Genomic DNA, 22506 nt, shown 5'->3' with positions numbered 1-22506 from the left:
AATCAGGCCGAGGTGTCGATGGTGTCTCCGAGATGCGGCGGGTTGGCCGCCGCCGGTTGTTGCAGGGTGTCGATCAATGTCAGGGTGCTGCTGGCTTGAATATCCAGTGTCTTTTTCAGCATGGCAATGCCAATCGCATCCGCAGTCCGCTGGTTTGCCATAGCCGTCACCAGGCTGGCGATATTATTCACGTCCATGATGACCTCTCGCTAGCAAATGAATGATGAGGCAATGCCTTCAAGAACAGGCACCAAGTATTCCACTTATTTCGACCACCGCATACAGAAGCAAATTCCCTGCAACGCAAAGAGAAGTTCGGCTAATGCATTTATCGAGTTCCCGCACCTATCAGTTCTGATGGGTGTAAAACCGACCACTGCCCCCTAGAATCGCCCACAAACAATTCTAATCAGCCAACAATAAGAAATGCCGAGTCATCCGAAGGTGATCCTTCGGATGAGTTTTTTGCGAGCACCAAGAAAGCAGATGGCTGAATCGCCATCGGCGAGCATGCCGTTCCGGGGATTATTCCACCGCCCAATCCGATCCGACAACCGTGCTGGAAGCATGGAGGTGCGGCGAAGGGCGGCTGATATGGTAGCCCTGCGCGAAATCGATGCCCAGATCGCTCACCGCCTCCAGAATTTCGCCGTCCTCGACATATTCTGCAATGGTCTTGATTTTCAATTCCTTGGCCAGTGTCACGATGCTCTTGATGAAGGCCAGGTAGACCTCGTCCTGCAGCATGTTCCTGATGAATTCGCCCTCGATCTTGATGTAGTCGACGGGGAAGCGCTTGATGTATTGGAACGACGAATAGCCTGAGCCGAAATCGTCGATGGCGAAGCTGAAGCCTTGCAGCTTGATGTCGAGCACGAACTTCTCCAGCAGACTCAGGTTGCTGACGGTTTCACGTTCGGTAATCTCGAAGACGATGCGGCTGGGCTCGATGCCGGATTCCATCGCCAGACGATGCACCCGCCCGACGAATTCCCCGACGATCAGCGCCTTGGGCGAAAGGTTGATGAACAGCATGCCCTGATAGTCTTGCTCTTTGATCTGGATGAAGGCCTTCTCTATCAGCTGGTAGTCCATCTTGTGGACGATGCCCATGCTTTCGGCTTCCTCGATGAAATCGTTGGCAGTCACAACCTGGTCGCCCAACTGGATGCGCATCAGCAGTTCGTGAATGACGATCTCGCCACTGGCAGCGTTGCAGATGGGCTGGAAGAACGGCACGATTTTCCCCCGATCCAGCGCGTTCTGGATCATGATGCTTTTCTCGCCGGCCTTCCTGAACACTTCCGCCATTTCGTCTTCGCTGGGGATGGCGATGGCGTTTTTGCCGGATTTCTTGGCCTTGTACATCATGTTGTCGGCAACCAGGAACAGGTCCTTTGGGTCGTCGCCGTGGTTGGGGCAGATGGCGATGCCTATCGAGGTGGTGGCCTTGATGCGGTTGCCGTCCGGGGTCGCCATGGAAAAGTCATCGAGCAGTTCCGCGATGCGCTGCGCCACCGTGTGTGCCTGGGTGTCGTTGGTCTCGGGCAGGATGACACAGAATTCGTCCCCACCGTAACGGGCCAGCAAATCGCCGTCCCTGACCGCGCCATGCAGCAGTTCGGTGAATGCTTGCAGGAAGGAGTCGCCGAAATGATGGCCGAAGCGGTCATTGATCGTCTTGAAATTGTCCAGGTCGAGCATCATTACGGCAAACTGGTGATGATGCCGTTTTGCCCGCCCGACCTCATATCCCAGCAGTTCCCAGAACATGCGCTGGTTGTAGAGATGAGTGAGCGGGTCGCGCGTGGCGTAGTACTCGAGATCCTTGGTGTATTTGTAAATGGCCTTGACTGACCCCACCAGGTTGAGCAGCGTGGTCAGAATACTGCCGATCACCATGCTGCGCACCTCGTCCAGCGCCAGGGTCGATTGCACGCCGATGCCGACGATGCCGCCGATCCTTGGCGTTTCCAGCAGCAGGGATTTGGTTTGCAGCTCGATGTCCTGGGTGCTCAGCTCGTGCAGTGAGTGATCTTTATCGGCAATGTTGTGGGCGATTTGCAACAGCGTGGCGCCGTGGAGGAACGGATTGTCGCGAAGCTGCTTGTGCAGGTACTCCTCGAATAATTGCACGGTGGCGTCGGAAGGAGTGTGGCGCCAGAAAACCTCGCACTCGTAGGATTCCTCCTCGATGCGGAAAATCGTGACCAGTGCATAGGCGTCGATGATCGGGTTGATGTCCAGCAGCAGGGTCTTGATGAACTCGCGCCAGTCCTTCACCACGTTCGAGGTGATGATGAATTTCTCGAGCAGCCGGATCTCGAATTCGAGCACGTTCTTGTCCACCGCCACGCGCCGGATTTTCTCCACCAGCAGGGCGACGTTGTCGAAGGTCTGGTTGAATTCGTCGAAGCCGAAATCGACGCTGCGGACATCGAACTGGCCGAAATCCTTGACGGAATGAATCAACTCCACCTTGTTGCGGAACAAATCCGTCGAACGCTGGATTCGCCTGCCGGCAAAGGCCGTAATGGCGGCGGTCGTCAGCAGCACCAGCGACCCCAGCAGCAGGAAGAGGCCGACGTAATAGATGCGCACCCTGGGCGTCACCGCCTCCAGGCGGTGCTGCGAGGTGATGACGCCCAGCACTTCCCCTTCGCGGCTGTTGACGTGGCAGCCCAGGCAGCTTTGTTTCGCCTTGACCGGATAGGCGAAACGGACATGGTCCTTGGTCTGGGTGACGATTTCCTTGCCGCTCGCCATGGCTTGCAGCACATCCCGGCTGGCCGGGGCAGACTGGACTCGGCCGTACAGATTGTCGACATTGATGCTGCGATACACGTCCAATTTGTCGATAGAGGACGAAAAAGCGAGTTTGCTGGCGGCGGCCGCCGCCAGGATTTGCTGGTGCGATGCACCGCCACCCAGGGATTGCGAGAGCACGTTGAAATTATGGCGGGAGATTTCCCTGGCGGTTTCCTGCGTGATTTCCGCGAACAGCTTTTCGTAAAGCAGGGAAGAGGCGAAGGTGGCGCCGAGAAAAACCATCGACGCAATGCCGATGGTGGCAACAAACACATATCCTCGCAGGGTATTGAGCAGTTCCAGGGCTTTGCGGTACATGCCGATCATCAGTAGTGCTTCCGATTGATTGTTATAAATTTTTCCTGTCGGCCTGTTGATGCATGATGAATGGGTCGATGGCCGAGGGTAAAGCATCATCGACCGACCACGCATGCACCGATAAAGCACTTTCCGGGGTTTGGTGGACCGGAGGAGGATCGAACTCCCGACCTTCGCATTGCGAACGCGACGCTCTCCCAGCTGAGCTACCGGCCCATAGCGGTGACGCCTGAATTATACTTGCAAACCATTGCGTATAAAACCAACAGGATAGCCTGAAAAATGAAGAGTCTCATGGGGAACATCGTCTGGCTGGCGGTGGCTTTGCTCGGGGCATCGGCGGTCGGCGGCATCGCGCTGAATCGCGGCGAGAGCATCAATGCCATCTGGTTTATCACGGCGGCGGTATGCGTTTACGCGATTGCCTATCGTTTTTATGCCGCCTGGATCGCAGCGAAAGTATTGACACTGGATGAGACGCGGGCAACGCCGGCCGAGCGTTTCGACAACGGGCGCGACTTTGTTCCGACCAACAAGTGGATCGTCTTCGGCCATCATTTTGCCGCGATTGCCGGGCCGGGGCCGCTGGTCGGCCCGACGCTGGCGGCGCAGTTCGGCTATCTTCCCGGTACCTTGTGGATCCTTGTGGGCGCGGTCATCGGCGGCTGCGTGCAGGACATGGTTACGCTGTTCTTCTCGATGCGGCGCGACGGGCGCAGCCTGGGGCAGATGGCGCGCGACGAGCTGGGGCCGGTAGGTGGGTTCGCGGCGCTGATCGGTACGTTTGCCATCATGATCATCCTGATCGCAGTGTTGGGGCTGGTGGTCGTCAATGCGATGAAACACAGTCCGTGGGCGACTTCCACGGTGGCGGCGACGATACCCATCGCGATGATCGTTGGTCTTTACATGCGCAATATCCGACCGGGACGGGTGCTGGAAGGCTCGCTGCTGGGGGTGATTCTGTTGCTGCTGGCGGTGGTCGGTGGCGGTTGGGTGGATCACAACGCAACGCTGCGCGCGTTGTTCGATCATGAAGGATTGCCGCTGGCCTGGGGCGTGATTGCCTACGGCTTCGCGGCGGCGATTCTGCCGGTGTGGCTGCTGCTGGCCCCGCGCGATTATCTTTCCACGTTCATGAAACTGGGCACGGTGATTTTGCTCGCCATCGCCATCGCCATCCTCCAGCCCGAGATCAAGATGCCGGCGCTGACGCAGTTCATCGATGGCACCGGGCCGATTTTCGGCGGCACGCTGTTCCCGTTCGTATTCATCACCATCGCCTGCGGGGCGATTTCCGGTTTCCATGCGTTGATTGCTTCCGGCACCACGCCCAAGCTGCTCGCCAACGAGCGCGACATCCGCATGATCGGCTACGGCGGCATGGCGCTGGAATCCTTTGTCGCCATCATGGCGCTGATTGCGGCCACGGTGCTGGAGCCCGGCGTTTACTTCGCCATCAATAGCCCGGCAGGCATTGTCGGCAAGGAGGCCGCAGCCGCGGTGGCGACGATTTCCGCATGGGGCTTTCCGGTGACGGTCGAGCAAATGGCGTCGCTGGCGAAGCAGATGGGCGAAACCACGCTGTTCGCGCGTACCGGCGGCGCACCGTCGCTGGCGGTGGGCATGGCGAGTATTTTCGGCAATGCGTTCGGCAACGGCATGCTGGCGCTGTGGTACCACTTTGCGATCATGTTCGAGGCGGTGTTTATTTTGACCACGCTGGATGCCGGCACGCGCGTCGGCCGCTTTATGCTGCAGGACATGCTGGGCAATTTCTGGCCGAAGCTGGGGCAGACCTCGTGGATGCCTTCGGTGATCCTGACCAGCGGTATCGTGGTCGGCGCCTGGGGCTATTTCCTCTATATCGGCGTGATCGACCCCAACGGCGGCGTCAATCTGCTGTGGCCGCTGTTCGGCATCGCCAACCAGATGCTCGCAGCGATCGCGCTGACGCTATGCGTCGTCGTGCTCTATCGGATGAAGCGCGAGCGCTACGCCTTTGTCGCCATCGCGCCGACGGCGTGGCTCTATATCTGCACGCTGACGGCGGCCTTCGAGAAAATCTTCCATGACGATCCGCGCATCGGCTTTCTGGCGCATGCGAGAAAATTTGCCGCCGCCGCCGATAGGGATCAGCTGCTCGCGCCGGCGAAGACGCTCGCCGAGATGCAGCGCGTCATCTTCAACGACTATGTCGACGCCACGCTTTGCGGGATTTACGTGACGCTGGTTCTGGCGATGCTCGGCTTCGCGATCCGAGCCATTCGCGCCGCGCGCGCCGCGCAACATGTCACAACGCGGGAGACCGAGGATGAATTGCACGATCTGCAGCCTGCCGGGGCTTGATCTCAATCGTCTCGCGCGCAAGCTGCGCGACGGCGCGAAGCTGATGGTCGGCCAAGGCGACTACGACGCCTATGTCGCGCATGTGGGCGCCCAGCACGAAGGCGCGCCGATCATGACGCGCGACGAGTTTTTCCGGGCGCGCGAGAATGCGCGTTTTGGCGCGGGCGGCGAACGCGCGTTTCGCTGCTGTTGAATCTCGTCGAGCTGCTTCACGCCGCCGCGTCGTCGCACAATAAATCAGCGACGAGGCGGATGTCCTCCGGCGTAAAGGGTTTCTCTATGATTGGACACCCCGAACGCGCGATGAAGCGATCTGCGCCGGGACCCAAGACGTCGCCGGTGACGAAGGCGATACGGTTGGTCATCTGCGGATGTTCGACGCTGAGCCAGTCGTAAAAAGCCGGGCCGTCGCCGTTGGGCATACGGATGTCGCAGAGAATGAGGTCCGCCGGCCGCGCGGCGATCGCTTGTTTCGCGTGGTCGCCGCTCGTCGCGATCTCGCAGTCGAAGCCGAGCCGTCGCAAAATTTCGCCGAGCAGGCCTGCGATTTCGACTTCGTCGTCCACGATCAGCGCACGCCTCTGCTTGATCGTCCGCTGCGTCGCCGCCGCCGCATTTTCGTCAACGGCGGCGTTTTCGATGCTCAATGCGTCGATCGGCAGCCTGATCGCGAAAACAGCGCCCGCGCCCGGCTGCGGCGGCTCCAGAGTGAGCGAACCTGCGTGCGACTCGATGAGACCGCGCGAAACGGCAAGTCCGATTCCGGTTCCCACCCCCTGCGGCTTCGTCGTGAAGAAAGGATCGAAAATGCGGCTGCGGATAGCGTCTGGAACGCCCGGCCCATTGTCGGAAATGTGGAGATCGAGCGTCTGGGCCGCTTGATCGGCGCGCGCGACGATCGAAATCCGTCGTGGCGCCGGCTGCGCTTCGAGCGCCTGCTTGGCGTTCACCACCAGATTGAGCAGCACCTGATGCAACTGGTCGCTGTCGGCCAAGAGCGGCGGCAGGTCCGCAGGGACGTCCTTGGTCACCTCGATGCCGGCCGTCCGCAGTCCATACGAAAGCAGTTCGAGCACGCGCTCGACGAGATCGGGAATCTCCACCCTTCCGCGTTCCGCCTCGCGCTGACGGGCCATGGCCAGGAAAACCTTGACGATTCGCGCGCAGCGGTTGGCGGCTGTCTCGATTTTCGCGCCGCGTTCCGCAAATTCCTCAAAATGCTTGTCGAAACTCGCATGCGACTGAGCCGCCTCGCGCAGCATGAGCGCCTGTCCGATGACGATGGAGAGCGGATTGTTGAGTTCATGCGCCACACCGGCGAGGAGCGACCCAAGGGCTGCGAGCTTTTCGTTTTGATAGAGCGCTTCTCTTTGACCTTCGATTTGCGCCTGCGCTTCTCGCGCCGGACGTAGGTCGCGAAGATGCGCAGTGAAGAGAGCGCTTGGGCCCGAACCAACCGCCGTGATCGCTAATTCGACGGGAATGCGCGAACCGTCGGCGCGCATCGCCTCCAATTCGACGCGCCGCCCGATAACGGAGGCCGGCCCGCCCGCTCGGAAGCGCTCAAGCCCACTGTTGTGATGATCGCGCTTCCACAGGGACGATCAGTTCGGCGACGGTCCTACCGATCGCGTGCTCGCGCGAATAGCCGAATGTCGTCGAAGCCGCAGGGTTGAACTCGACGACACGGCCTTGCGCGTCGATGACGACGATACAATCCAGGGCGGAGTCGACCACCGCCGCATGAATCGCCTCTCGCGTCCTGTGCGATTCCAGCAATTCCAGCCGATCGCTTTCGCACTGCTGCTCGGCGTCGGCCAGCGGGCGCGCGACGCAGACGACGCCCTGCATGACCCCGCCGGGCGTGAACGGCCTGAGTTCCTCTTCGATCCAACGAGGGGCGCCGTCAGCGTCGTCAACGAAACGGCGCAGGCGTTGCGGTTCGTTCGCCGAAAGATTTTGCATCGCCGCTTTGTAAAGACTGGCCGCCTGGGCGCCCAAAACGTCATCGACGAACTTCCCGATGACGCAATCCTCTGTCGCTCCGAGCGCCAAGAGAAACTCGCGATTGACGTAGCGATAACGTAGCTCCACGTCGAGAAAGGCGGCGCGGCCTGGCATAGCGTCGAACAACGCCTGCAGCAGCGCGCCGCCGGTCACCGGCGCTTGCGTCGCCCCTTGCTGGATATTCATTTGAGGCGCTCTCTCAATTTGATGCGCGCTCATTGAGCGCCGCGCTGGAGATCTCGTGCAGCCACAACTGCACCGGCTCGGCGATATTTTTGAGCGCGTGCCGTCGCGCCACGAAGTCCTTGCGAATATTCCCGCGCGTCATCGCGTGCGCCACATCCGAAATCATCACCGAACCGGCCGGCGCGGCTTCCTGTATGCGCGCGGCGAGCGCCACGACTTCGCCGAAGCGGTCTCCGTTCCGAACGACCACGTCGCCAACCGCCACGCCGATGCGCAACTGCAGCGTTTGCGCGTGCCCATGCGCCGTCGCATAAGCACGCGTTTCCGTCTGGCATTCTACGGCCCATTCGATCGCGTTGTGCACGCTGGCGAAATCGATCAGCGCGCCGTCGCCGAGCATCTTGAATAAACTTCCGGAGCGGCGAGGAAGCGATTGCGTGACGACGTCGCGAAAGAACCGGTCGATAAGCGCCAATCCGTTATGCTCGTCGTATTGAATCAAGCGCGTGTAGCCGACGATGTCGATCGACGTGATCGCCGCCAGCCTTTTGCCGGCGAGGGCGGCGCGCGCCATCTTTCTGCGCCGCAGCAGGCCGCGGATACGCGCCAGCATTTCACGCATGTGATAAGGCTTGGTGACATAGTCGTCGGCGCCCGATTCGAGCCCGACGATGCGGTCGATCGCCGAATTGACCGCTGTTGCGAAGATGATGCCCGTGGAGCCGCGCGCATTCAGCCATCTCGCGAGCGACAGCCCGTCTTCGCCCGGCATGTTGATGTCAAGAATGGCGAGATCGATCGCCTCGAATTCCACCATGGCGCGGAATTCCGCGGCGCTCGGCGCCGCGAGAACGCGATAGCCGTTCGTCGATAGAAACTCGGCGAGCAGCTCACGCAAGTCCTGTTCGTCTTCGGCAATCGCGACGGTCTCGAGCATCGGCCGATCTGTCTCATCGAGAAAGAGCTTTGATTTGGCGCAATATAGATTGCGCGTATCGCCGCCGCAAAATGTGCGGCTCCACACCGCTTCGGTTGATCTCGCGCCAGCTTCGTTTAGTCTCAATGTCATGCGCGCCGACCTTCCGGAAAATGCTAACGCCCTCATGGCCTTGCTCGACTGGTATGTTCAAAGCGGCGTCGATCTCGCGCTCGACGAGGCGCCGCACGACCGCTACGCGGATAGCGCGCGCGCGGTCGCGGCGTCGCTGACCGAGCCAGCCGAATCGATGGCGGTGCTTCGAACCTTGCCGCAGCCGACGGCCGCCGAACGCCCGCGCCGCGCCGCGGCGCCGATCGCCGCGCCGGATGAAGCCATTCGCGCCGCGGAGCAGGAGGCGTCCGGCGCGCGCGATCTTGACGATCTCGCCGCGCGTCTGGCCGATTTTCCCCACGCGCCGTTTCGCGACATGGCGCAGCATTTTCTATTCGGCGCCGGCGCCCCCGGAGCGCGACTCATGGCGTTCGACGCCGCGCCGGGCGTGACGGAAGAAACAAGCGGCGAGGCGTTCAGCGGGCTTTCGTCTAAACTCCTCGACAATATGCTGGCGGCGATCGGCTTCGATCGCTCCAGCGCCACTCTCGCCTATGTCTCGCCCTGGCGCCCGCCCGGCGATCGCGCGCTGAGCCCGCATGAAGCGGCGATCTTCGCGCCCTTCGCGCGCCGCCGGGTCGAATCGGCGCGGCCGGACGTTCTGCTGATTTTTGGCGAAGCGCCGGCGAGGATCATGCTGACGACGAACGAGCCGGTCGGAAAGCTGCGCGGCAAGGCGTTTGAAGCGCGCTGCGGCGCGCATGTCGCGCGCGCCTACGTCTTTTCGAGCCTCGAAGCGATGCTGAAAAGCGCGGCGCTGAAGCCCGCCGCCTGGCGCGATCTGCGAAAGGCGGCGGAGGCGCTGGAACAAGAGCATCGCTGATTGGTGCGCTCCCCCTCCCCGTCCCTCCCCCGCTTCGCAAACCGGGTGTTCCCGGTTTGCGCATCGACGCCGAAGTCGGCAACAGCCGACTTCGGATGGGAGAGGGGACCCTAACGAGCCGCATTGCGCGAACAGGATCACGCAAGCTCTTGCGGAAATCGGAATGAAGGCGCGGACTGCTCCCTCTCCCGCGAAGCGGGGGAGGGTTGGGGTGGGGGCGGCGCCTACTCCGCCGCTTCGCCCTTCGCGCCGCCGCCGAAGCGGCGCACGATGTAATCGTCGACGATGCGGGTGAATTCCTCGGCGATGCCCTCGCCCCGCAAGGTCATCGCCTTCTTGCCGTCGATGAAGACCGGCGCGGCCGGAGTCTCCCCCGTGCCGGGCAGCGAAATGCCGATGTCGGCGTGTTTCGACTCGCCGGGACCGTTCACGATACAGCCCATCACCGCGACATTGAGCGTCTCGACGCCTGGATATTGCGCGCGCCAGGCCGCCATCCGCTCGCGGATATGCGCCTGGATGTCGCGCGCGAGTTCCTGAAACACGGTCGAGGTGGTGCGCCCGCACCCGGGGCAGGCCGCGACGAGCGGCACGAAGGTGCGAAAGCCCATGGTCTGCAGAATTTCCTGGGCGACGCGCACTTCGAGCGCACGGTCGCCGCCGGGTTCGGGCGTCAGCGACACGCGGATCGTATCGCCGATGCCGTCCTGCAGCAGCACGCCGAGCGCGGCCGAGGAGGCGACGACGCCCTTCGAGCCCATGCCGGCCTCGGTGAGGCCAAGATGCAGCGCATAGTCGCTGCGCTGCGCGAGCATCCGGTAGCAGGCGATGAGATCCTGCACCGCCGAGACCTTCGCCGAAATGACGATGCGGTCCTTCGCAAGGCCGATCTCCTCGGCGCGCTTCGCCGACATCAGCGCCGAACGGGTCAGCGCCTCGCGCATCACGGCGCGCGCGTCGAGCGGCCTGTCGGAAGCGGCGTTGACGTCCATCAGATAGGTGAGCAGCTCCTGATCGAGCGAGCCCCAATTGGCGCCGATCCGCACCGCCTTGCCGTGCTTGGCGGCAAGTTCGACGATCGAGGCGAACTGCTTGTCCTTCTTTTCCTTGAAGCCGACGTTGCCCGGATTGATCCGGTATTTGGCCAGCGCCTCGCCGCAGGCGGGATGATCGGCGAGCAGCTTGTGGCCGATGTAGTGGAAATCGCCGATGAGCGGGACGTGGCATCCCTTCTGCGCGAGCTTCTCGAAAATATGCGGCACGGCTGCCGCCGCCTCGTCGCGATCGACGGTGATGCGGACCAGCTCCGAGCCCTGCTGCGCCAGCGCCAGAACCTGCGTCACGGTCGACTCGACATCCGCCGTGTCGGTGTTGGTCATGGACTGGACGACGACGGGCGCGCCGCCGCCGACGATCACCGCGGCGGGACCCGCGCCAACAGCCACCGCGCATGTGCGGTGGCGGGGCGCCGGCTCGGCGGCGACCGGGTCGGGCAGTCGGGTCTCGGATGCGGCTTCGTTCATGGGGTCGTTTCGGCGGTCGTTGCGGACGCCGATAGGTCGCCCGTAACGGGTTTGAGGTCAAGCCGCCCAATGCCGAAGGGCGATCGCGGCAACGCCCACGACGACAGCGGCCAACGCTAGGAGTCGAACATTCAGTTTAGCCCTTAGCGCAAGGGATGCCCGACCCAGAGAACATTCCAACTTGAAGGAGGCTCCGCCAAATAGATGTAACATTTTCCACGGCTCCGATTCGCTGGTGGTGGCAGCGTAAGCGATCGGGCGTTTGCGGCTTGTGACGTGGCATCTGCTACCTTGTGAAGGTAATGACATCGTCGTTACGTCATGCTAAAAGTAAGCGAATTGCTGGAGAAAACCGTCATGGCGGCCAACCCTGATGCGAAGCGCGAAACGCTCAATCTTCGAGTTAAGCCTGAGGACCGCGAACTCATCGCGCGCGCAGCGACGCTTCTCGGCAAGACGCGCACGGATTTTCTGCTCGACGCCGGCCGCCGCGCCGCCCAGGACGCGTTGCTGGACCGCACGCTGTTCAATGTCAGCTCGGAAGACTATGCGCGCTTCGTCGAACGCCTCGATGCGCCGCCCGCGCCGAACGAGAAATTGCGGCGCATGATGACGACCAAAGCGCCGTGGGAGTGAAGCCCAGTCCTCCCCGCCCGATATCCGACGCCGACGAACTCTCCGCTTTCGACTGCGGCGTTTCCGCGCTCGACGACTGGCTGAGACGCCGCGCCCGCGCCAATCAGGCGAGCGGCGCGTCCCGAACTTACGTCGTCTGCGATGGTTCTCACGTTGTCGCCTATTACGCGCTCGCCTCCGGAGCGGTCGCGGTTATCGCCGCGTCGCCAAGGCTTCGGCGCAATATGCCCGATCCTGTTCCGGTGGCGGTGCTTGGCCGATTGGCGATCGATCGCACGCGCCAGAACCAGGGTCTTGGTCGCGCGCTCATCCGCGACGCCACCCAGCGCGTTATCCACGCAGCCGAGATGATCGGAATCAGAGGCGTCTTGGTCCACGCCATATCCGCTGAGGCCGCCGCCTTCTATCTGGCGGCGGGCTTCGAACCTTCGCCATTCGAACCCTTGACGCTCATGGCGACGCTTTCTGATCTGCGCGCGGCGAGCATGCGGTAGCCGGCGATGAGGTCCTGCACGGCCGAGACCTTCCGTCTAGGCGCTCGGCGGCTTCGGCGTCATCCAGGCGACGAAGGCGCCGCCCGGCTGCTGCAGCACGGCCATGCGGCCGACGCCGGGGATCTCGAAGGCGTCCTTGCAGATCGTGGCGCCGGCGGCTTTGGCCTTCTCCAGGCGGGCGTCGACGTCATCGACGCCGATATAGGTCAGCCAGTGTTCTGGAACGCTCGCCAGTTCCGGGGCTTTCATCTCGAACATGCCGCCGACCTGCGCGCCCTGCGAACTGATGATCCAGTATGTGGCGCCGTCCATGGGCATTCCCTCGAAGCTCCAGCCAAGAGTTTGGCTGTAAAATTTCTTCGCCCGCTCGACATCGTGGACATTGAGTTCGCTCCAGCACACCGCGCCATGTTTGGGCGGCGCGCCACAGTCATTGGCGTTGGACATAGCCTCTCCTTTTCAGTTCAACATCGTTGCGGACGATCGGAAGGATCGTCCCAGGGCGGTCGCCTATTTTGGCGCCAACCCCAGCCGGCGCGCCATCAGCCAGTCGACGAACCGCGCCGGCAATAGGCTGCGGAGCGTATAGTCCGTAAAGCGATTCCTGACGACCGGGATACGGACGGGCGGGCGCGTGGCCGTCAGCGCCCGCAACACGGCGCGCGCGACGACCTCGGGACCGGGCGCGCGGCGGCCGGCCTCGACAAGCCATTTCAGCATCCTCCGGCCTGGCGCGGCATAGGCCGTGCCCTCGAACATCGCGAGATCGGTCTCTTCGGCCTTGTCCCAGATCGGCGTCGCGATCATCCCCGGCTCGACCAGGACGACGTCGACGCCATACACGATCAGCTCGCGGCGCAGCGCGTCCGACATGCCCTCTAACCCGAATTTCGATGCGGCGTAGGCGCCGAGAAAAGGGGCGGCGGAGCGACCGGCGACCGAACTCATATTGACGATGCGGCCGGGCGCGCCGCGCCGCTGCGCGCCCGCGCCAAGCAGGGGCGCAAAGGCCTGAATGACTTGAAGCTGCGCAACGAGATTGATCTCGATCTGGCGTCGAAAGTCGTCGATCGGCAGATGCAGCAGCGGTCCAGGGACGGCGACGCCGGCGTTGTTGACGAGGCCGGCGAGCGTTGCGCCATCGAGCCGCGCCTCGACGTCTCGCGCGGCGGCCGCGATGGATTCGGCGTCGGTCACGTCGAAGAGGAGCGGAATGACGGACGCGCCATGTCGAGCCGTAAGTGTGGCGGCGTCGGAGTCCTTGCGGACCGATGCGAAAACCAGAAACCCGTTCTCGACCAATAGGTCGACGCAGGCCGCGCCGATCCCGGTCGAGGCGCCCGTCACGACGACGGCCTTCATACGCGTTCCCCGAATGTCGCGAGGAGGTTCGCGAGCGCCACGCGCGTTTCGCCGTCGGCGCGGCCGTCTACTTGGGTGCGGCGGAAGTGGCGCTGAAACGCCTCGACCGCCTGGACCGTCTGCGCGTCATAGACGCCGGTTTGCTCCACGCGATAGCCATAAGCTGCGAGGTCGCGCTGGAGGGAGGCGACCTTGGCGCCCGCGTCGCCAAGCGAGATCGTCGTCGCGCCTGCGCCAAGGCTTTCTTCGACGATTCGCCCGACGCCGCGGCGTGCGAGCTCTTCCCAAGGAAAGAACTCGCCCGGGTCCCGTTTGCGGCCCGGGGCAATGTCGGAATGCGCCAGCACGCGCTCGGGCGGTATCGCATGGCGCCGGCAAATGTCCTTCGCGAGCGCCGCCGTCGCCTCGATCTGGGCCGCCGGATAGGGACGCGGGTCGTCGTGGCCGGGATGAACGATTTCGATCCCGATCGAGGCGGAGTTCATGTCGGTTTCGCCGGCCCAGCAGCTTATCCCGGCATGCCAGGCGCGCCGCGACTCCGGCACGAGCTGCAGCACGCGCCCATCCTCCTCGACGACATAATGCGCCGAGACCTCGGAGCGCGGATTGCAGAGCAGGGCGAGCGCCGCCTCCCCGGTTTGCATCCCCGTGTAATGGAGCACCAGCGACGAGATCGGCCGCAGGCGCGCGCCGTGATTGGGGGAGGGGCAGACGCGCGCGGCGGCGTGGTCCGGCTCGAAAAAACCCTCGCGCTCACGCCAGGGCTGCGTCGTCGATCGCCATTCCCGCGCGCGCGCCTCCGGATCGGCGTTGCGCAAAATGTCGGTGACGACGCAGGCGCTGTCGGCGCCCGCGGCAAGCGCGGCGATGGCGCGCTCCGCGGTCAGTCCGCCGATCGCGACAAGAGGCGTCGCGCCGATCCGCGCCTTCCAGGCGCCCAGCCGGGCGAGGCCCTGCGGCGCAAAGTCCATCTGTTTCAGCAGCGTGGGATAGATTGGCCCCAGCGCGACATAGTCCGCGCCGAGGGAAAGCGCCCGGCCAAGTTCGGCTTCGTCATGCGTCGAAACGCCGATCCTGACGCCGGCGCGGCGCAACGCCGGGATGTCCGCCGCGTCGAGATCGCCCTGGCCGAGGTGGACGAAGTCGCAGCCTTCCTCCATCGCCAGCCGCCAGTAGTCGTTGACGACGAGCTGCGCGCCATGTCGCGCGCAGATTTCGCGCGCTGTCGCGATCTGCGCCCTCACGTCAGGCTCGTCGCGATCCTTCACCCGCAGCTGCACGAGCTTAGCGCCCTGCGGCAGCAGGCGGGAAAGCCAATCGGCGTCGTCGACGATGAGATAGAAGGGATCGAGCCTCAGCGCCGCCACCAGCCGTTTCCCTACGCGAGTCTGTCGAAAGGACGGCCAATGATGGGCGTCGAAGGCTCCGCCATGTCGCGCGGCGTCATCGGCTGCGCGCGGAAGCCGGCGCGGCCCGCTTCGATCGCGAGAGCGAAGGCGCGCGCCATCAAAACGGGGTCGCCGGCGCAGGAAACGGCGGTGTTGAGCAGCACGGCGTCATAGCCCATCTCCATAACGTGCGCCGCGTGAGACGGCGCGCCAAGTCCCGCATCGACAATGAGGGGCGTATCGGGAAAATGCGCGCGCAGCGCCCGCAAGGCGAAAGCGTCGTTGACGCCGCGACCGGAGCCGATCGGCGCCGCCCAGGGCATCAGCACGCGGCAGCCGGCGTCGAGCAGCTTTTCCGCCACCACCAGATCGTCGGTCGTGTAGGGAAAGACCTTGAAGCCGTCGTCGGCGAGCGCGCGCGCCGCTTCGACGAGCCCGAAGACGTCGGGCTGTAGCGTGTCCTCTTCTCCGATCACTTCCAGTTTGATCCAGTCGGTCGCGAAGACTTCCCGCGCCATTTGCGCGGTCGCGATCGCCTCCTTGGCGGTGCGGCAGCCGGCGGTATTGGGGAGCACGCGCACGCCGACGTCGCGGATGAGGCTCCAGAAGGCCTCGCCCGCGCGCGCGCCGCCGGCCTCGCGCCGGAGCGAGACGGTGACGATCTCGCATCCCGATGCGCGAATGGCCTCGGCGAGGATTGCTGGCGACGAATAGCGCGCGGTGCCGAGCAGCAGCCGCGAGGACAGCGCCACACCGTAAAGCGTCACCGGGTCATGATGGATCAAGCTCGCTCACCCGCCCTGTCTCGGCGTTACGATCTCGACGGCGTCGCCTTCGCGAAGCCGCGTCTCGGCGCGGTCCTTGGCGCGCACGAATTCCTGGTTCAAAGCGGTGCCGACGGTCTTTTCATCATATCCCAGCTCGTCCAGCAGCATTTGCAACGTGGTCGCGCTCACATCCTGCGGCCGCCCGTTGATTTGAATCAGCATCCATCACCTCTGGGAAATAACCGTCGTTTACAATGACCTCGGCCGCGCGGCGCGCCAGCGCCGGCGCAAGCAGGAACCCGTGGCGGTAGAGCCCATTGATATAGAGTGTGCGACCCCGCTTCAAAAGACGTGGCAGATTGTCGGCGAAGGCAGGTCGGAGGTCCGAGCCGGTCTCGACAATTTCGGCCTCGGCGAAGGCCGGGTGGACCGCAAAAGCGGAGTTGACGAGTTCGACGACCGACCGCGCGGTGACCCGCGCGCGCTCCTCATTCTCGATCATCGTCGCGCCGACCATGAACAGCCCCTCGCCGCGCGGCACGACATAAACCGGCCGGCGCGGATGCAGCATGCGTACGGGACGCGCCAGAGAAATCTCCTCGCTGCGCAAAATCAGCATTTCGCCCTTCACGCCGCGCAGGCCGGGGAGCGCGTCGCGCGCCGCAAAGCCGCGGCAGTCGATTATCCAATCCGGGATCGTCTCCCGTGCGGCGGCGTCCTGCAGAAAATGCAGCGTCACATTCGGCGTTTGCGCGAGGCGCTCGGTCAGCGCGATAAGCGCCGCGCGGGGATCGAGATGCGCTTCTCGCCGAAAAAACAACGCGGCGTCGAAGCGCCCAGCGAGATCTGGCTCGAGCGCCGCGATATCCTTTGCGTCCAGCGAGTCGAAATTGCGGGTGCGCCGGGCGAAATCGGCGAGTTCGGCGCGCTCCCGAGCCGGCGTCACGACAAGACTGCCGGCGACCGTCGCGACGCCGAGCTCGCGCGACCAGAAGTCGAGCGCTTCTTCGCCGAGCGTCGCGACCAGGGGCTCGGCGCTTTCCAGTTCGCACCAGGGCGCGATCATGCCGCCGGCGAAGCGCGAGCAGCCAAGGCCCGGCGCAGACTCGCGCTCGACGATCTCCACCTCCACGCCCTTCCTGGCGAGCGCATAGGCGGCGCAGAGTCCGGCGACGCCGGCGCCGATCACGCGCGCGAACATGAGCGCCGCCTTTTGGGAAATTTCGCTGACACCATCCCTCCGCCAGTCTCAACTGGATCAGGTTCGAAGGGTCGCCGCCCCCCGCGTTTCGCGCGTCTTGCGGCCTCTCAGCCCCGTGGCGGCGTCGTTGGCGCGCCGCCGGGCGGGCTCCCCCGGCAGAGGCAGGCTGGCGCGAAGCGCAGAGGCAGTCAAGCGCTGCGCTCGACTCCTTTAGGTCGCCGCGCCGCGCCGGGGCTTGCCAGACGTCAAGCGATGGCTCAGTTTGCGCAAAGAAAAGCGCGCTAAAAAAAGCGCAGCATACCGGGAGAAACTCATGAGCTTCATCAGCAAAACGGCCAGCGTCCGCAGGACGTTGGCCGGCGCCGTCCTCTATGGACTGCTCGCCTGCGCGATTTCTGCGGCGCCGGCCGGGGCCGCGCAGCTTGGCGAATATTTTCCCATTCCAAATTCGCTGAGCCTCAGCGGGGTTCCGCGCGCCTCGCTCCTCAATATCCAGTCGAAATGGCTGCAGAACGGCCTCGACAATCTCAAGAAGGCGCGCGCTGAAGCCGAAGCGGCGCTCGAAAAAGCCAAGTCCGACGCTCCGGACCAGGTCGCGGCGGCGGAGGAGAAGGTCAAGAAGCTCGATGCGACGATCGCCGAAACTCAGCAAGAACTCGCGCTGTCCGAGAACAATGATTCGTCGCATGACATTCAGCGAGAGCGCAAACGCAACTTGCTGCTCGCTCTCAATCAGTGGATCAATGAACTCAATCGCCTCGCCACAGAGCAGATGAAAATCGCGATTATGAAGGACGGCGCCGAGGCCATGGCGGCGCAAAACCGAAATTATCAATTGTCGGAACAGGCGGACAATCTCGAAAAAGCCAAGCGCGACCCGAGTTTCGAAGATTGGGGCGTGACGAAGTAATCTTAAGCGGGCAATCCGGGGTCATGACTCATTGACCGAGTGCCGCCGATGAGTCGAGGAGACCAGCGGCTGTCGGCGGGCTTTCCGATGACCCCCACCATTACCGCCTTTGAACGGTCGCCCGATGGCGGCAAGGGACTGGCGCGTGACATGCGCGTTCGCTGGGCGCTCGAAGAAGTGGGCCAACCCTACGACGTTCGTCTTCTTTCATTCAAAGCGATGAAGGAGCCCGCGCATCTCGCGCTTCATCCTTTCGGGCAGATTCCGACCTATGAAGAAGGCGGTCTCGCCCTATTCGAGTCGGGGGCGATCGTATTCCATATCGCGCAGCGCCATGCCGGCCTGCTGCCAGACGATGCGAACGCCCGGGCGCGCGCGATCACATGGATGTTTGCAGCGCTCAGCACGATCGAGCCGCCAATCGTCGATCTTGCATTCGCCAGGCTTCTGGAGCGCGACGAGGCCTGGTACGAGCAGCGTCTGCCTCTCGTCGAGGATCGCGTCCGTAACCGGTTGGGCCAACTTTCCCGTCGCCTTGGCGATGCCGACTGGCTCGATGGTCCGTTCAGCGCCGGCGACCTGATGATGGCGTCGGTGCTGCTCAGGGTGAAAGCGTCGGGTCTACTGGACCAATATCCGAACCTCTCCGCCTATGTCGCCCGCGGCGAAGCGCGGCCCGCATACAAGCGCGCTTTCGAGGCTCAACTGGCGGTTTTCACCGCCGCATCCTGGGCCTAGAGACCATCGTCCGGCGATGCGGCGGGCGGCGACAGTTCGCCATTGAGCTTCACGATCCGGCGCGTCGCGTCGACAAGCGCCTTGGCGGCGCGCGCCGACGCGGCGTCGCTCGCCTTGCGTGCGGCGTCGAACTCGGCGCGCAGCGCAGCGATCTCGGTTTCCGTCGCCTGCGCTTTGGCGCGTGCGTCCGTCGCCTCGTCGGCGATTGCGAGCGCGGCCATCACGATGATGCGCTGCTCGCCGATCTCGCCGAAGCTCTCGCGCATCGACTGGATCTTGCTTTCCACGTAACGCGCGAGCTCTTCGATCCGCTGCTCCTCGCCCTCTTCGCAGGACATGCGATAGGTGCGACCGGCGATGGCGACGACGACGGCGGCCATGTCAATCCTCTTGGGTCGAGGCGACGCCCGCCGCGCCGAGCGCCGCAGTGACGCCTTCGCTCGCGGCTTCAAGCCTTCGCAGCACCTCGTCGCGGCTCTTCTCCAGGGCGTTCTGCCGCGCCAGCGCGGCGTCGAGATCGAGGCCGAGACGCGACCGATCGTCCTGCATGATGGCGAGTTCTTCTTCGAGTTCGGCGCTGGACAGCTCGTCTTCGAGCTTTGCGGCGACAGTGCGCTCCAGTTGAGCGAGCGCCGTCTGCAGCTCTGCGACGGCGGCCTCGAGCCTCTTGGCGTTTTCTTCGTCGCGCTTATCTGAATGGGTCATCGCCGGTCGCGGAATGTGCATGGCTTTGCGGCGCGGCGACCGCGCCGAACGATTCGCTTGCCAGCCTGTTCCTAGCATGAATCGCGCAAATCGAAACCGCGCCAATTGGCGCGACCTTGGCGCGTTGACAGGGGGGCGCGAGGTGCTATCACACGCTCGCCTCCAGAGCCCACAGGCTCGATGGCGAGGGCCGCGGAGTTCCAGCGGCGCAAGGAGATTTTCCAAATGACCGTGAGAGTGGCGATCAACGGATTCGGGCGCATCGGCCGCAACATCCTGCGCTATATCATCGAGACCGGACGCACGGACCTCGAAGTCGTCGCCATCAACGATCTCGGCCCGGTCGAGACCAATGCGCATCTGTTGCGATATGATTCCGTGCACGGCCGCTTCCCGCATGAGGTGAAAGTCGCCGGAAACACGATCGACGTCGGCCGCGGCCCCATCCAGGTGACCGCCATCAAAAATCCGGCCGAGCTTCCCTACAAGGACCTCAAGATCGACATCGCGCTGGAATGCACCGGGCTTTTCACCGCGCGCGACAAGGCGAAATTGCTGCTCGACGCGGGCGCCAAGCGCGTGCTGGTTTCAGCGCCCGCTGAAGGCGCCGACATTACGGTCGTCTATGGCGTCAATCACGACAAGATCACCAAGGACCATCTCGTCATTTCCAACGCGTCCTGCACGACCAACTGTCTCGCGCCGGTCGCCAAGGTGCTGCATGAGGCGATCGGCATCGACAAGGGGATCATGACGACGATCCACGCCTATACGGGCGATCAGCCGACGCTCGACACGATGCATAAGGATCTCTACCGCGCCCGCGCGGCGGCGCTGTCGATGATCCCGACCTCGACGGGCGCGGCGAAGGCCGTCGGACTCGTGCTGCCGGAGCTGAACGGTAAGCTCGACGGCTACGCCATTCGCGTGCCGACGCCCAACGTCTCGGCGGTCGATCTGAAGTTTGTCGCCAAGCGGGCGACGACGAAGGACGAGGTGCACGCCGCGATCAAGGCCGCCGCCGATGGTCCGCTCAAGGGCGTGCTCGGCTATACGAGCGAGAAGCTCGTGTCGATCGACTTCAACCACAATCCGCTCTCGTCCTGCTTCCATCTGGACCAGACCAAGGTCCTCGACGGCAATCTCGTGTCGATCCTGTCCTGGTACGACAATGAATGGGGCTTCTCGGGCCGCATGACGGATGTGGCGAGCGTGATCGGCAAGCTTCTGTAAGCATTGTTCCACCACGTCGGCGCGGACTTTCGGGTCCGCGTTTGCCTTTCAAGCCGCGATTGGACGCCCGACATGACCGCTTTCCACACTCTCGACGACGTCGACGTCAAAGGAAAGCGCGTGCTGCTGCGCGTCGATCTCAATGTGCCGATGGAGGATGGGCGCGTCACCGACGCGACGCGCATCGAGCGCGCGCTGCCGACGATCAACGAGATCGTGGAAAAAGGCGGCAGAGTCATTCTGCTTTCGCATTTTGGCCGACCGAAGGGCCAGCGCGTCGATGAGGACTCGCTGCGCCAGGTCATCCCGACGCTGGAACATTTTCTCAAACGCAAGATCGCCTTTGCCGACGATTGCGTCGGCGACGCTGCGGCGAAGATCGTCGACGGGCTCAAGGACGGCGACGTCGCCTTGCTTGAGAACACGCGTTTCCACAAGGGCGAAGAAAAGAACGCCGCCGACTTTATCGACGCGCTCGCCAAGAGCGGCGATATCTTCGTCAGCGACGCCTTTTCGGCGGCGCACCGCGCGCACGCGTCGACCGAAGGGATAGCCCACAGGCTGCCGGCCTACGCCGGCCGCGCCATGCAGGCGGAGCTCGAAGCGTTGCAATCCGCGCTCGCCAATCCGCAGCGACCGGTCATGGCGATCGTCGGCGGCGCGAAAGTGTCGACGAAGCTCGAACTCCTGGGCAATCTCGTCGCGAAGGTTGAATATCTCGTCATCGGCGGCGGCATGGCCAACACTTTCCTGGCGGCGCAAGGCAAGCCCGTCGGCAAGTCGCTGTGCGAACATGATCTCGCCGGGGCCGCGCGGGAAATCCTCGTCAAAGCCGAGAAAGCCGGCTGCGACGTCATTCTGCCGATCGACGCCACGGTCGCGCAAAAATTCGAGGCGCATGCGCCGTCGCATATCGTCTCTGTCGATCATGTTGGCGAAAATGACATGATCCTCGACGTCGGGCCGAAATCGATCGCGCATGTCGAGTCGCTGCTCGCTGCGTGCAAGACGTTAGTGTGGAACGGCCCGTTCGGCGCGTTCGAACTGCCGCCTTTCGACCAAGGCACCAACGCCGTCGCGCAGACCGCGGCGCGGCTCACCGTCGAGGGCAAGCTGCTCTCGATCGCCGGCGGCGGCGACACCGTGGCGGCGCTCAATCAGGCGCATGTCGCGCAGGAATTTTCCTATGTGTCGACGGCCGGCGGCGCCTTTCTCGAATGGCTCGAAGGAAAGACGCTGCCGGGCGTCGCGGCGCTGATGCAATCTTCACAGCGCTGAAATCGCGGCCGCTTGGTCCGCGTTTCTTGGGAAGGAACGCCTAGAGATGGGCGAGAGTGGCTTCGGCGGTCGAGACCGTCGCTTCGCTCGAATTCTCCTCGACATTGATCCATTTGACGACGCCGTCGTCGATAAGCGCCGAATAGCGCTTGCCGCGCACGCCAAGCCCCGCGTCGGTCAGATCGAGTTCGACGCCGAGCGCTTTGGCGAAGGTCGCCGAACCATCGGCGAGCGCGTCGATCTTGTCGCCGCCTCCCGACTCCTTCACCCAGGCGTCGAGCGCGAAAATGTCATTGACCGCCGTGACCGCCACCGCGTCCACGCCTTTCGATTTGATTTCATCCGCCTTGGCGATGAAGCCAGGCAGATGTTTCTTGTGGCAAGTCGGCGTATAGGCGCCGGGAACGCTGAAGAGCGCCACCCTGCGTCCCGCAAAATAGTCTTTCGTGGCGACCGGCTCAGGTCCATTCTTGCCCATGACGGTCAGCTTCACGTCGGGGAGTCGGTCTCCAGCTTTAATGGTCATGCACGATCTCGCTCTGCTTTAGGGTAAGGCCCAGACTAGATAGCGCGCTTCCTGGCTTTGTGTCGCCTGCGCGGCGCGACCTGCTTGCAGCGCACTTGTGAGCTTCGCTGAGGCGAGGCAACATGCGCAAGCGGCCGGCGCAGACGATTCGCTTCTGGAGGACG

24 protein-coding genes and 1 tRNA gene are annotated in these 22506 nt (G+C 63.5%); 9 read left to right on the top strand and 16 right to left on the bottom strand.

The features are described 5' to 3' along the window. Positions 1 to 2: 2 nt before the first annotated feature. From ACR65W_RS07190 to ACR65W_RS07180, 3 genes are all read right to left on the bottom strand, one after another. Complete coding sequence (locus ACR65W_RS07190; RefSeq protein ID WP_434502424.1) at positions 3 to 197, bottom strand: YjfB family protein; 195 nt, start codon at positions 195 to 197, stop codon at positions 3 to 5. Positions 198 to 525: 328 nt separating this feature from the next. Further along, a complete protein-coding gene (locus tag ACR65W_RS07185; RefSeq protein WP_434502422.1) occupies positions 526 to 3135 on the bottom strand; it encodes an EAL domain-containing protein in 2610 nt (869 codons plus the stop codon). A gap of 131 nt (positions 3136 to 3266) precedes the next feature. Then, positions 3267 to 3342 (bottom strand) — tRNA-Ala (locus tag ACR65W_RS07180). Between the two features lie 78 nt (positions 3343 to 3420). Here ACR65W_RS07180 and ACR65W_RS07175 point away from each other — a divergent pair. Both ACR65W_RS07175 and ACR65W_RS07170 read left to right on the top strand, forming a co-directional pair. Continuing rightward, entirely contained in the window at positions 3421 to 5475 is a 2055-nt protein-coding gene (locus ACR65W_RS07175; protein ID WP_434502420.1) for a carbon starvation CstA family protein, read from the top strand. Beyond that, entirely contained in the window at positions 5441 to 5668 is a 228-nt protein-coding gene (locus tag ACR65W_RS07170) for a YbdD/YjiX family protein (RefSeq protein WP_434501119.1), read from the top strand. Before ACR65W_RS07175 ends, ACR65W_RS07170 begins: the two co-directional genes overlap by 35 nt. A 16-nt stretch (positions 5669 to 5684) precedes the next feature. Here the strand turns inward: ACR65W_RS07170 and ACR65W_RS07165 are convergent, their stop codons facing one another. Genes ACR65W_RS07165 through ACR65W_RS07155 form a run of 3 tightly spaced genes read right to left on the bottom strand, consistent with a single transcriptional unit; the run spans position 5685 to position 8605 of the window. Next, entirely contained in the window at positions 5685 to 6980 is a 1296-nt protein-coding gene (locus ACR65W_RS07165) for an ATP-binding protein (protein WP_434501118.1), read from the bottom strand. Positions 6981 to 7038: 58 nt separating this feature from the next. Further along, positions 7039 to 7668 (bottom strand): PAS domain-containing protein, encoded by a 630-nt coding sequence (locus ACR65W_RS07160; protein ID WP_434501117.1) that lies wholly within the window; start codon positions 7666 to 7668, stop codon positions 7039 to 7041. A 13-nt stretch (positions 7669 to 7681) separates the two neighbouring features. Next, complete coding sequence (locus ACR65W_RS07155) at positions 7682 to 8605, bottom strand: response regulator (RefSeq protein WP_434501116.1); 924 nt, start codon at positions 8603 to 8605, stop codon at positions 7682 to 7684. Between the two features lie 34 nt (positions 8606 to 8639). Here ACR65W_RS07155 and ACR65W_RS07150 point away from each other — a divergent pair, with 34 nt between their 5' ends. Continuing rightward, the gene (locus tag ACR65W_RS07150) at positions 8640 to 9581 is read left to right on the top strand and encodes a uracil-DNA glycosylase (protein WP_434501115.1); all 942 of its coding nucleotides are present in this window, start codon (positions 8640 to 8642) and stop codon (positions 9579 to 9581) included. Between the two features lie 224 nt (positions 9582 to 9805). Here ACR65W_RS07150 and ispG read toward each other — a convergent pair whose 3' ends face one another. Then, positions 9806 to 11104: a flavodoxin-dependent (E)-4-hydroxy-3-methylbut-2-enyl-diphosphate synthase gene (gene ispG, locus ACR65W_RS07145; RefSeq protein ID WP_434498665.1), complete on the bottom strand. Its 1299-nt coding sequence runs from the start codon at positions 11102 to 11104 to the stop codon at positions 9806 to 9808. Positions 11105 to 11461: 357 nt separating this feature from the next. On the opposite strand from ispG, the gene ACR65W_RS07140 reads away from it, so the two are divergent. Together ACR65W_RS07140 and ACR65W_RS07135 are read left to right on the top strand one after the other, a co-directional pair. Further along, positions 11462 to 11740, top strand: a complete 279-nt coding sequence (locus tag ACR65W_RS07140; RefSeq protein WP_196400278.1) for a DUF1778 domain-containing protein — start codon at positions 11462 to 11464, stop codon at positions 11738 to 11740. After that, positions 11737 to 12234 carry a GNAT family N-acetyltransferase gene (locus tag ACR65W_RS07135; RefSeq protein WP_434498666.1) on the top strand — a complete coding sequence of 166 codons (498 nt, stop codon included), beginning with the start codon at positions 11737 to 11739 and terminating at the stop codon, positions 12232 to 12234. Before ACR65W_RS07140 ends, ACR65W_RS07135 begins: the two co-directional genes overlap by 4 nt. A 36-nt stretch (positions 12235 to 12270) precedes the next feature. On the opposite strand, the gene ACR65W_RS07130 is transcribed toward ACR65W_RS07135, so the two are convergent. The 6 genes from ACR65W_RS07130 to ACR65W_RS07105 form a co-directional block, all read right to left on the bottom strand. Next, positions 12271 to 12681 (bottom strand): VOC family protein, encoded by a 411-nt coding sequence (locus tag ACR65W_RS07130; protein ID WP_434498667.1) that lies wholly within the window; start codon positions 12679 to 12681, stop codon positions 12271 to 12273. A gap of 63 nt (positions 12682 to 12744) precedes the next feature. Continuing rightward, positions 12745 to 13596: an SDR family oxidoreductase gene (locus ACR65W_RS07125; protein WP_434498668.1), complete on the bottom strand. Its 852-nt coding sequence runs from the start codon at positions 13594 to 13596 to the stop codon at positions 12745 to 12747. Further along, the gene (locus ACR65W_RS07120) at positions 13593 to 14963 is read right to left on the bottom strand and encodes a thiamine phosphate synthase (protein ID WP_434498669.1); all 1371 of its coding nucleotides are present in this window, start codon (positions 14961 to 14963) and stop codon (positions 13593 to 13595) included. The genes ACR65W_RS07125 and ACR65W_RS07120 overlap by 4 nt, the downstream gene beginning before the upstream one ends. Before the next feature lie 11 nt (positions 14964 to 14974). Further along, the gene (locus tag ACR65W_RS07115; protein ID WP_434498670.1) at positions 14975 to 15769 is read right to left on the bottom strand and encodes a thiazole synthase; all 795 of its coding nucleotides are present in this window, start codon (positions 15767 to 15769) and stop codon (positions 14975 to 14977) included. Between the two features lie 6 nt (positions 15770 to 15775). After that, positions 15776 to 15919, bottom strand: coding sequence for a sulfur carrier protein ThiS (gene thiS / locus ACR65W_RS07110; RefSeq protein ID WP_328516948.1), 144 nt, complete (start codon positions 15917 to 15919; stop codon positions 15776 to 15778). Next, positions 15894 to 16952 carry an FAD-dependent oxidoreductase gene (locus tag ACR65W_RS07105; RefSeq protein WP_434498671.1) on the bottom strand — a complete coding sequence of 353 codons (1059 nt, stop codon included), beginning with the start codon at positions 16950 to 16952 and terminating at the stop codon, positions 15894 to 15896. Before ACR65W_RS07105 ends, thiS begins: the two co-directional genes overlap by 26 nt. 313 nt (positions 16953 to 17265) lie before the next feature. On the opposite strand from ACR65W_RS07105, the gene ACR65W_RS07100 reads away from it, so the two are divergent. Then, positions 17266 to 17862 carry a hypothetical protein gene (locus ACR65W_RS07100; protein WP_434498672.1) on the top strand — a complete coding sequence of 199 codons (597 nt, stop codon included), beginning with the start codon at positions 17266 to 17268 and terminating at the stop codon, positions 17860 to 17862. 87 nt (positions 17863 to 17949) lie between these two features. After that, a complete protein-coding gene (locus ACR65W_RS07095) occupies positions 17950 to 18600 on the top strand; it encodes a glutathione S-transferase family protein (RefSeq protein ID WP_434498836.1) in 651 nt (216 codons plus the stop codon). Here ACR65W_RS07095 and ACR65W_RS07090 read toward each other — a convergent pair. Then, entirely contained in the window at positions 18597 to 18980 is a 384-nt protein-coding gene (locus ACR65W_RS07090) for a cell division protein ZapA (protein WP_434498673.1), read from the bottom strand. The two genes, ACR65W_RS07095 and ACR65W_RS07090, sit on opposite strands and share 4 nt — an antisense overlap. Before the next feature lies 1 nt (position 18981). Continuing rightward, positions 18982 to 19305, bottom strand: a complete 324-nt coding sequence (locus ACR65W_RS07085; protein WP_434498674.1) for a DUF4164 family protein — start codon at positions 19303 to 19305, stop codon at positions 18982 to 18984. Between the two features lie 225 nt (positions 19306 to 19530). On the opposite strand from ACR65W_RS07085, the gene gap reads away from it, so the two are divergent. Beyond that, positions 19531 to 20538, top strand: a complete 1008-nt coding sequence (gap, locus tag ACR65W_RS07080; RefSeq protein WP_434498676.1) for a type I glyceraldehyde-3-phosphate dehydrogenase — start codon at positions 19531 to 19533, stop codon at positions 20536 to 20538. Positions 20539 to 20610: 72 nt separating this feature from the next. Beyond that, positions 20611 to 21816, top strand: a complete 1206-nt coding sequence (locus ACR65W_RS07075; protein WP_434498677.1) for a phosphoglycerate kinase — start codon at positions 20611 to 20613, stop codon at positions 21814 to 21816. Positions 21817 to 21856: 40 nt separating this feature from the next. Here the strand turns inward: ACR65W_RS07075 and ACR65W_RS07070 are convergent, their stop codons facing one another. Next, on the bottom strand, positions 21857 to 22342 hold the full coding sequence (locus ACR65W_RS07070) for a peroxiredoxin (protein ID WP_175095029.1): 486 nt from the start codon (positions 22340 to 22342) through the stop codon (positions 21857 to 21859). Positions 22343 to 22506: the final 164 nt, after the last annotated feature.

The organism is Methylocystis sp. (assembly GCF_051062815.1).
GTDB lineage: Bacteria > Pseudomonadota > Alphaproteobacteria > Rhizobiales > Beijerinckiaceae > Methylocystis.
This window is presented reverse-complemented; position numbering and strand designations above follow the sequence as displayed.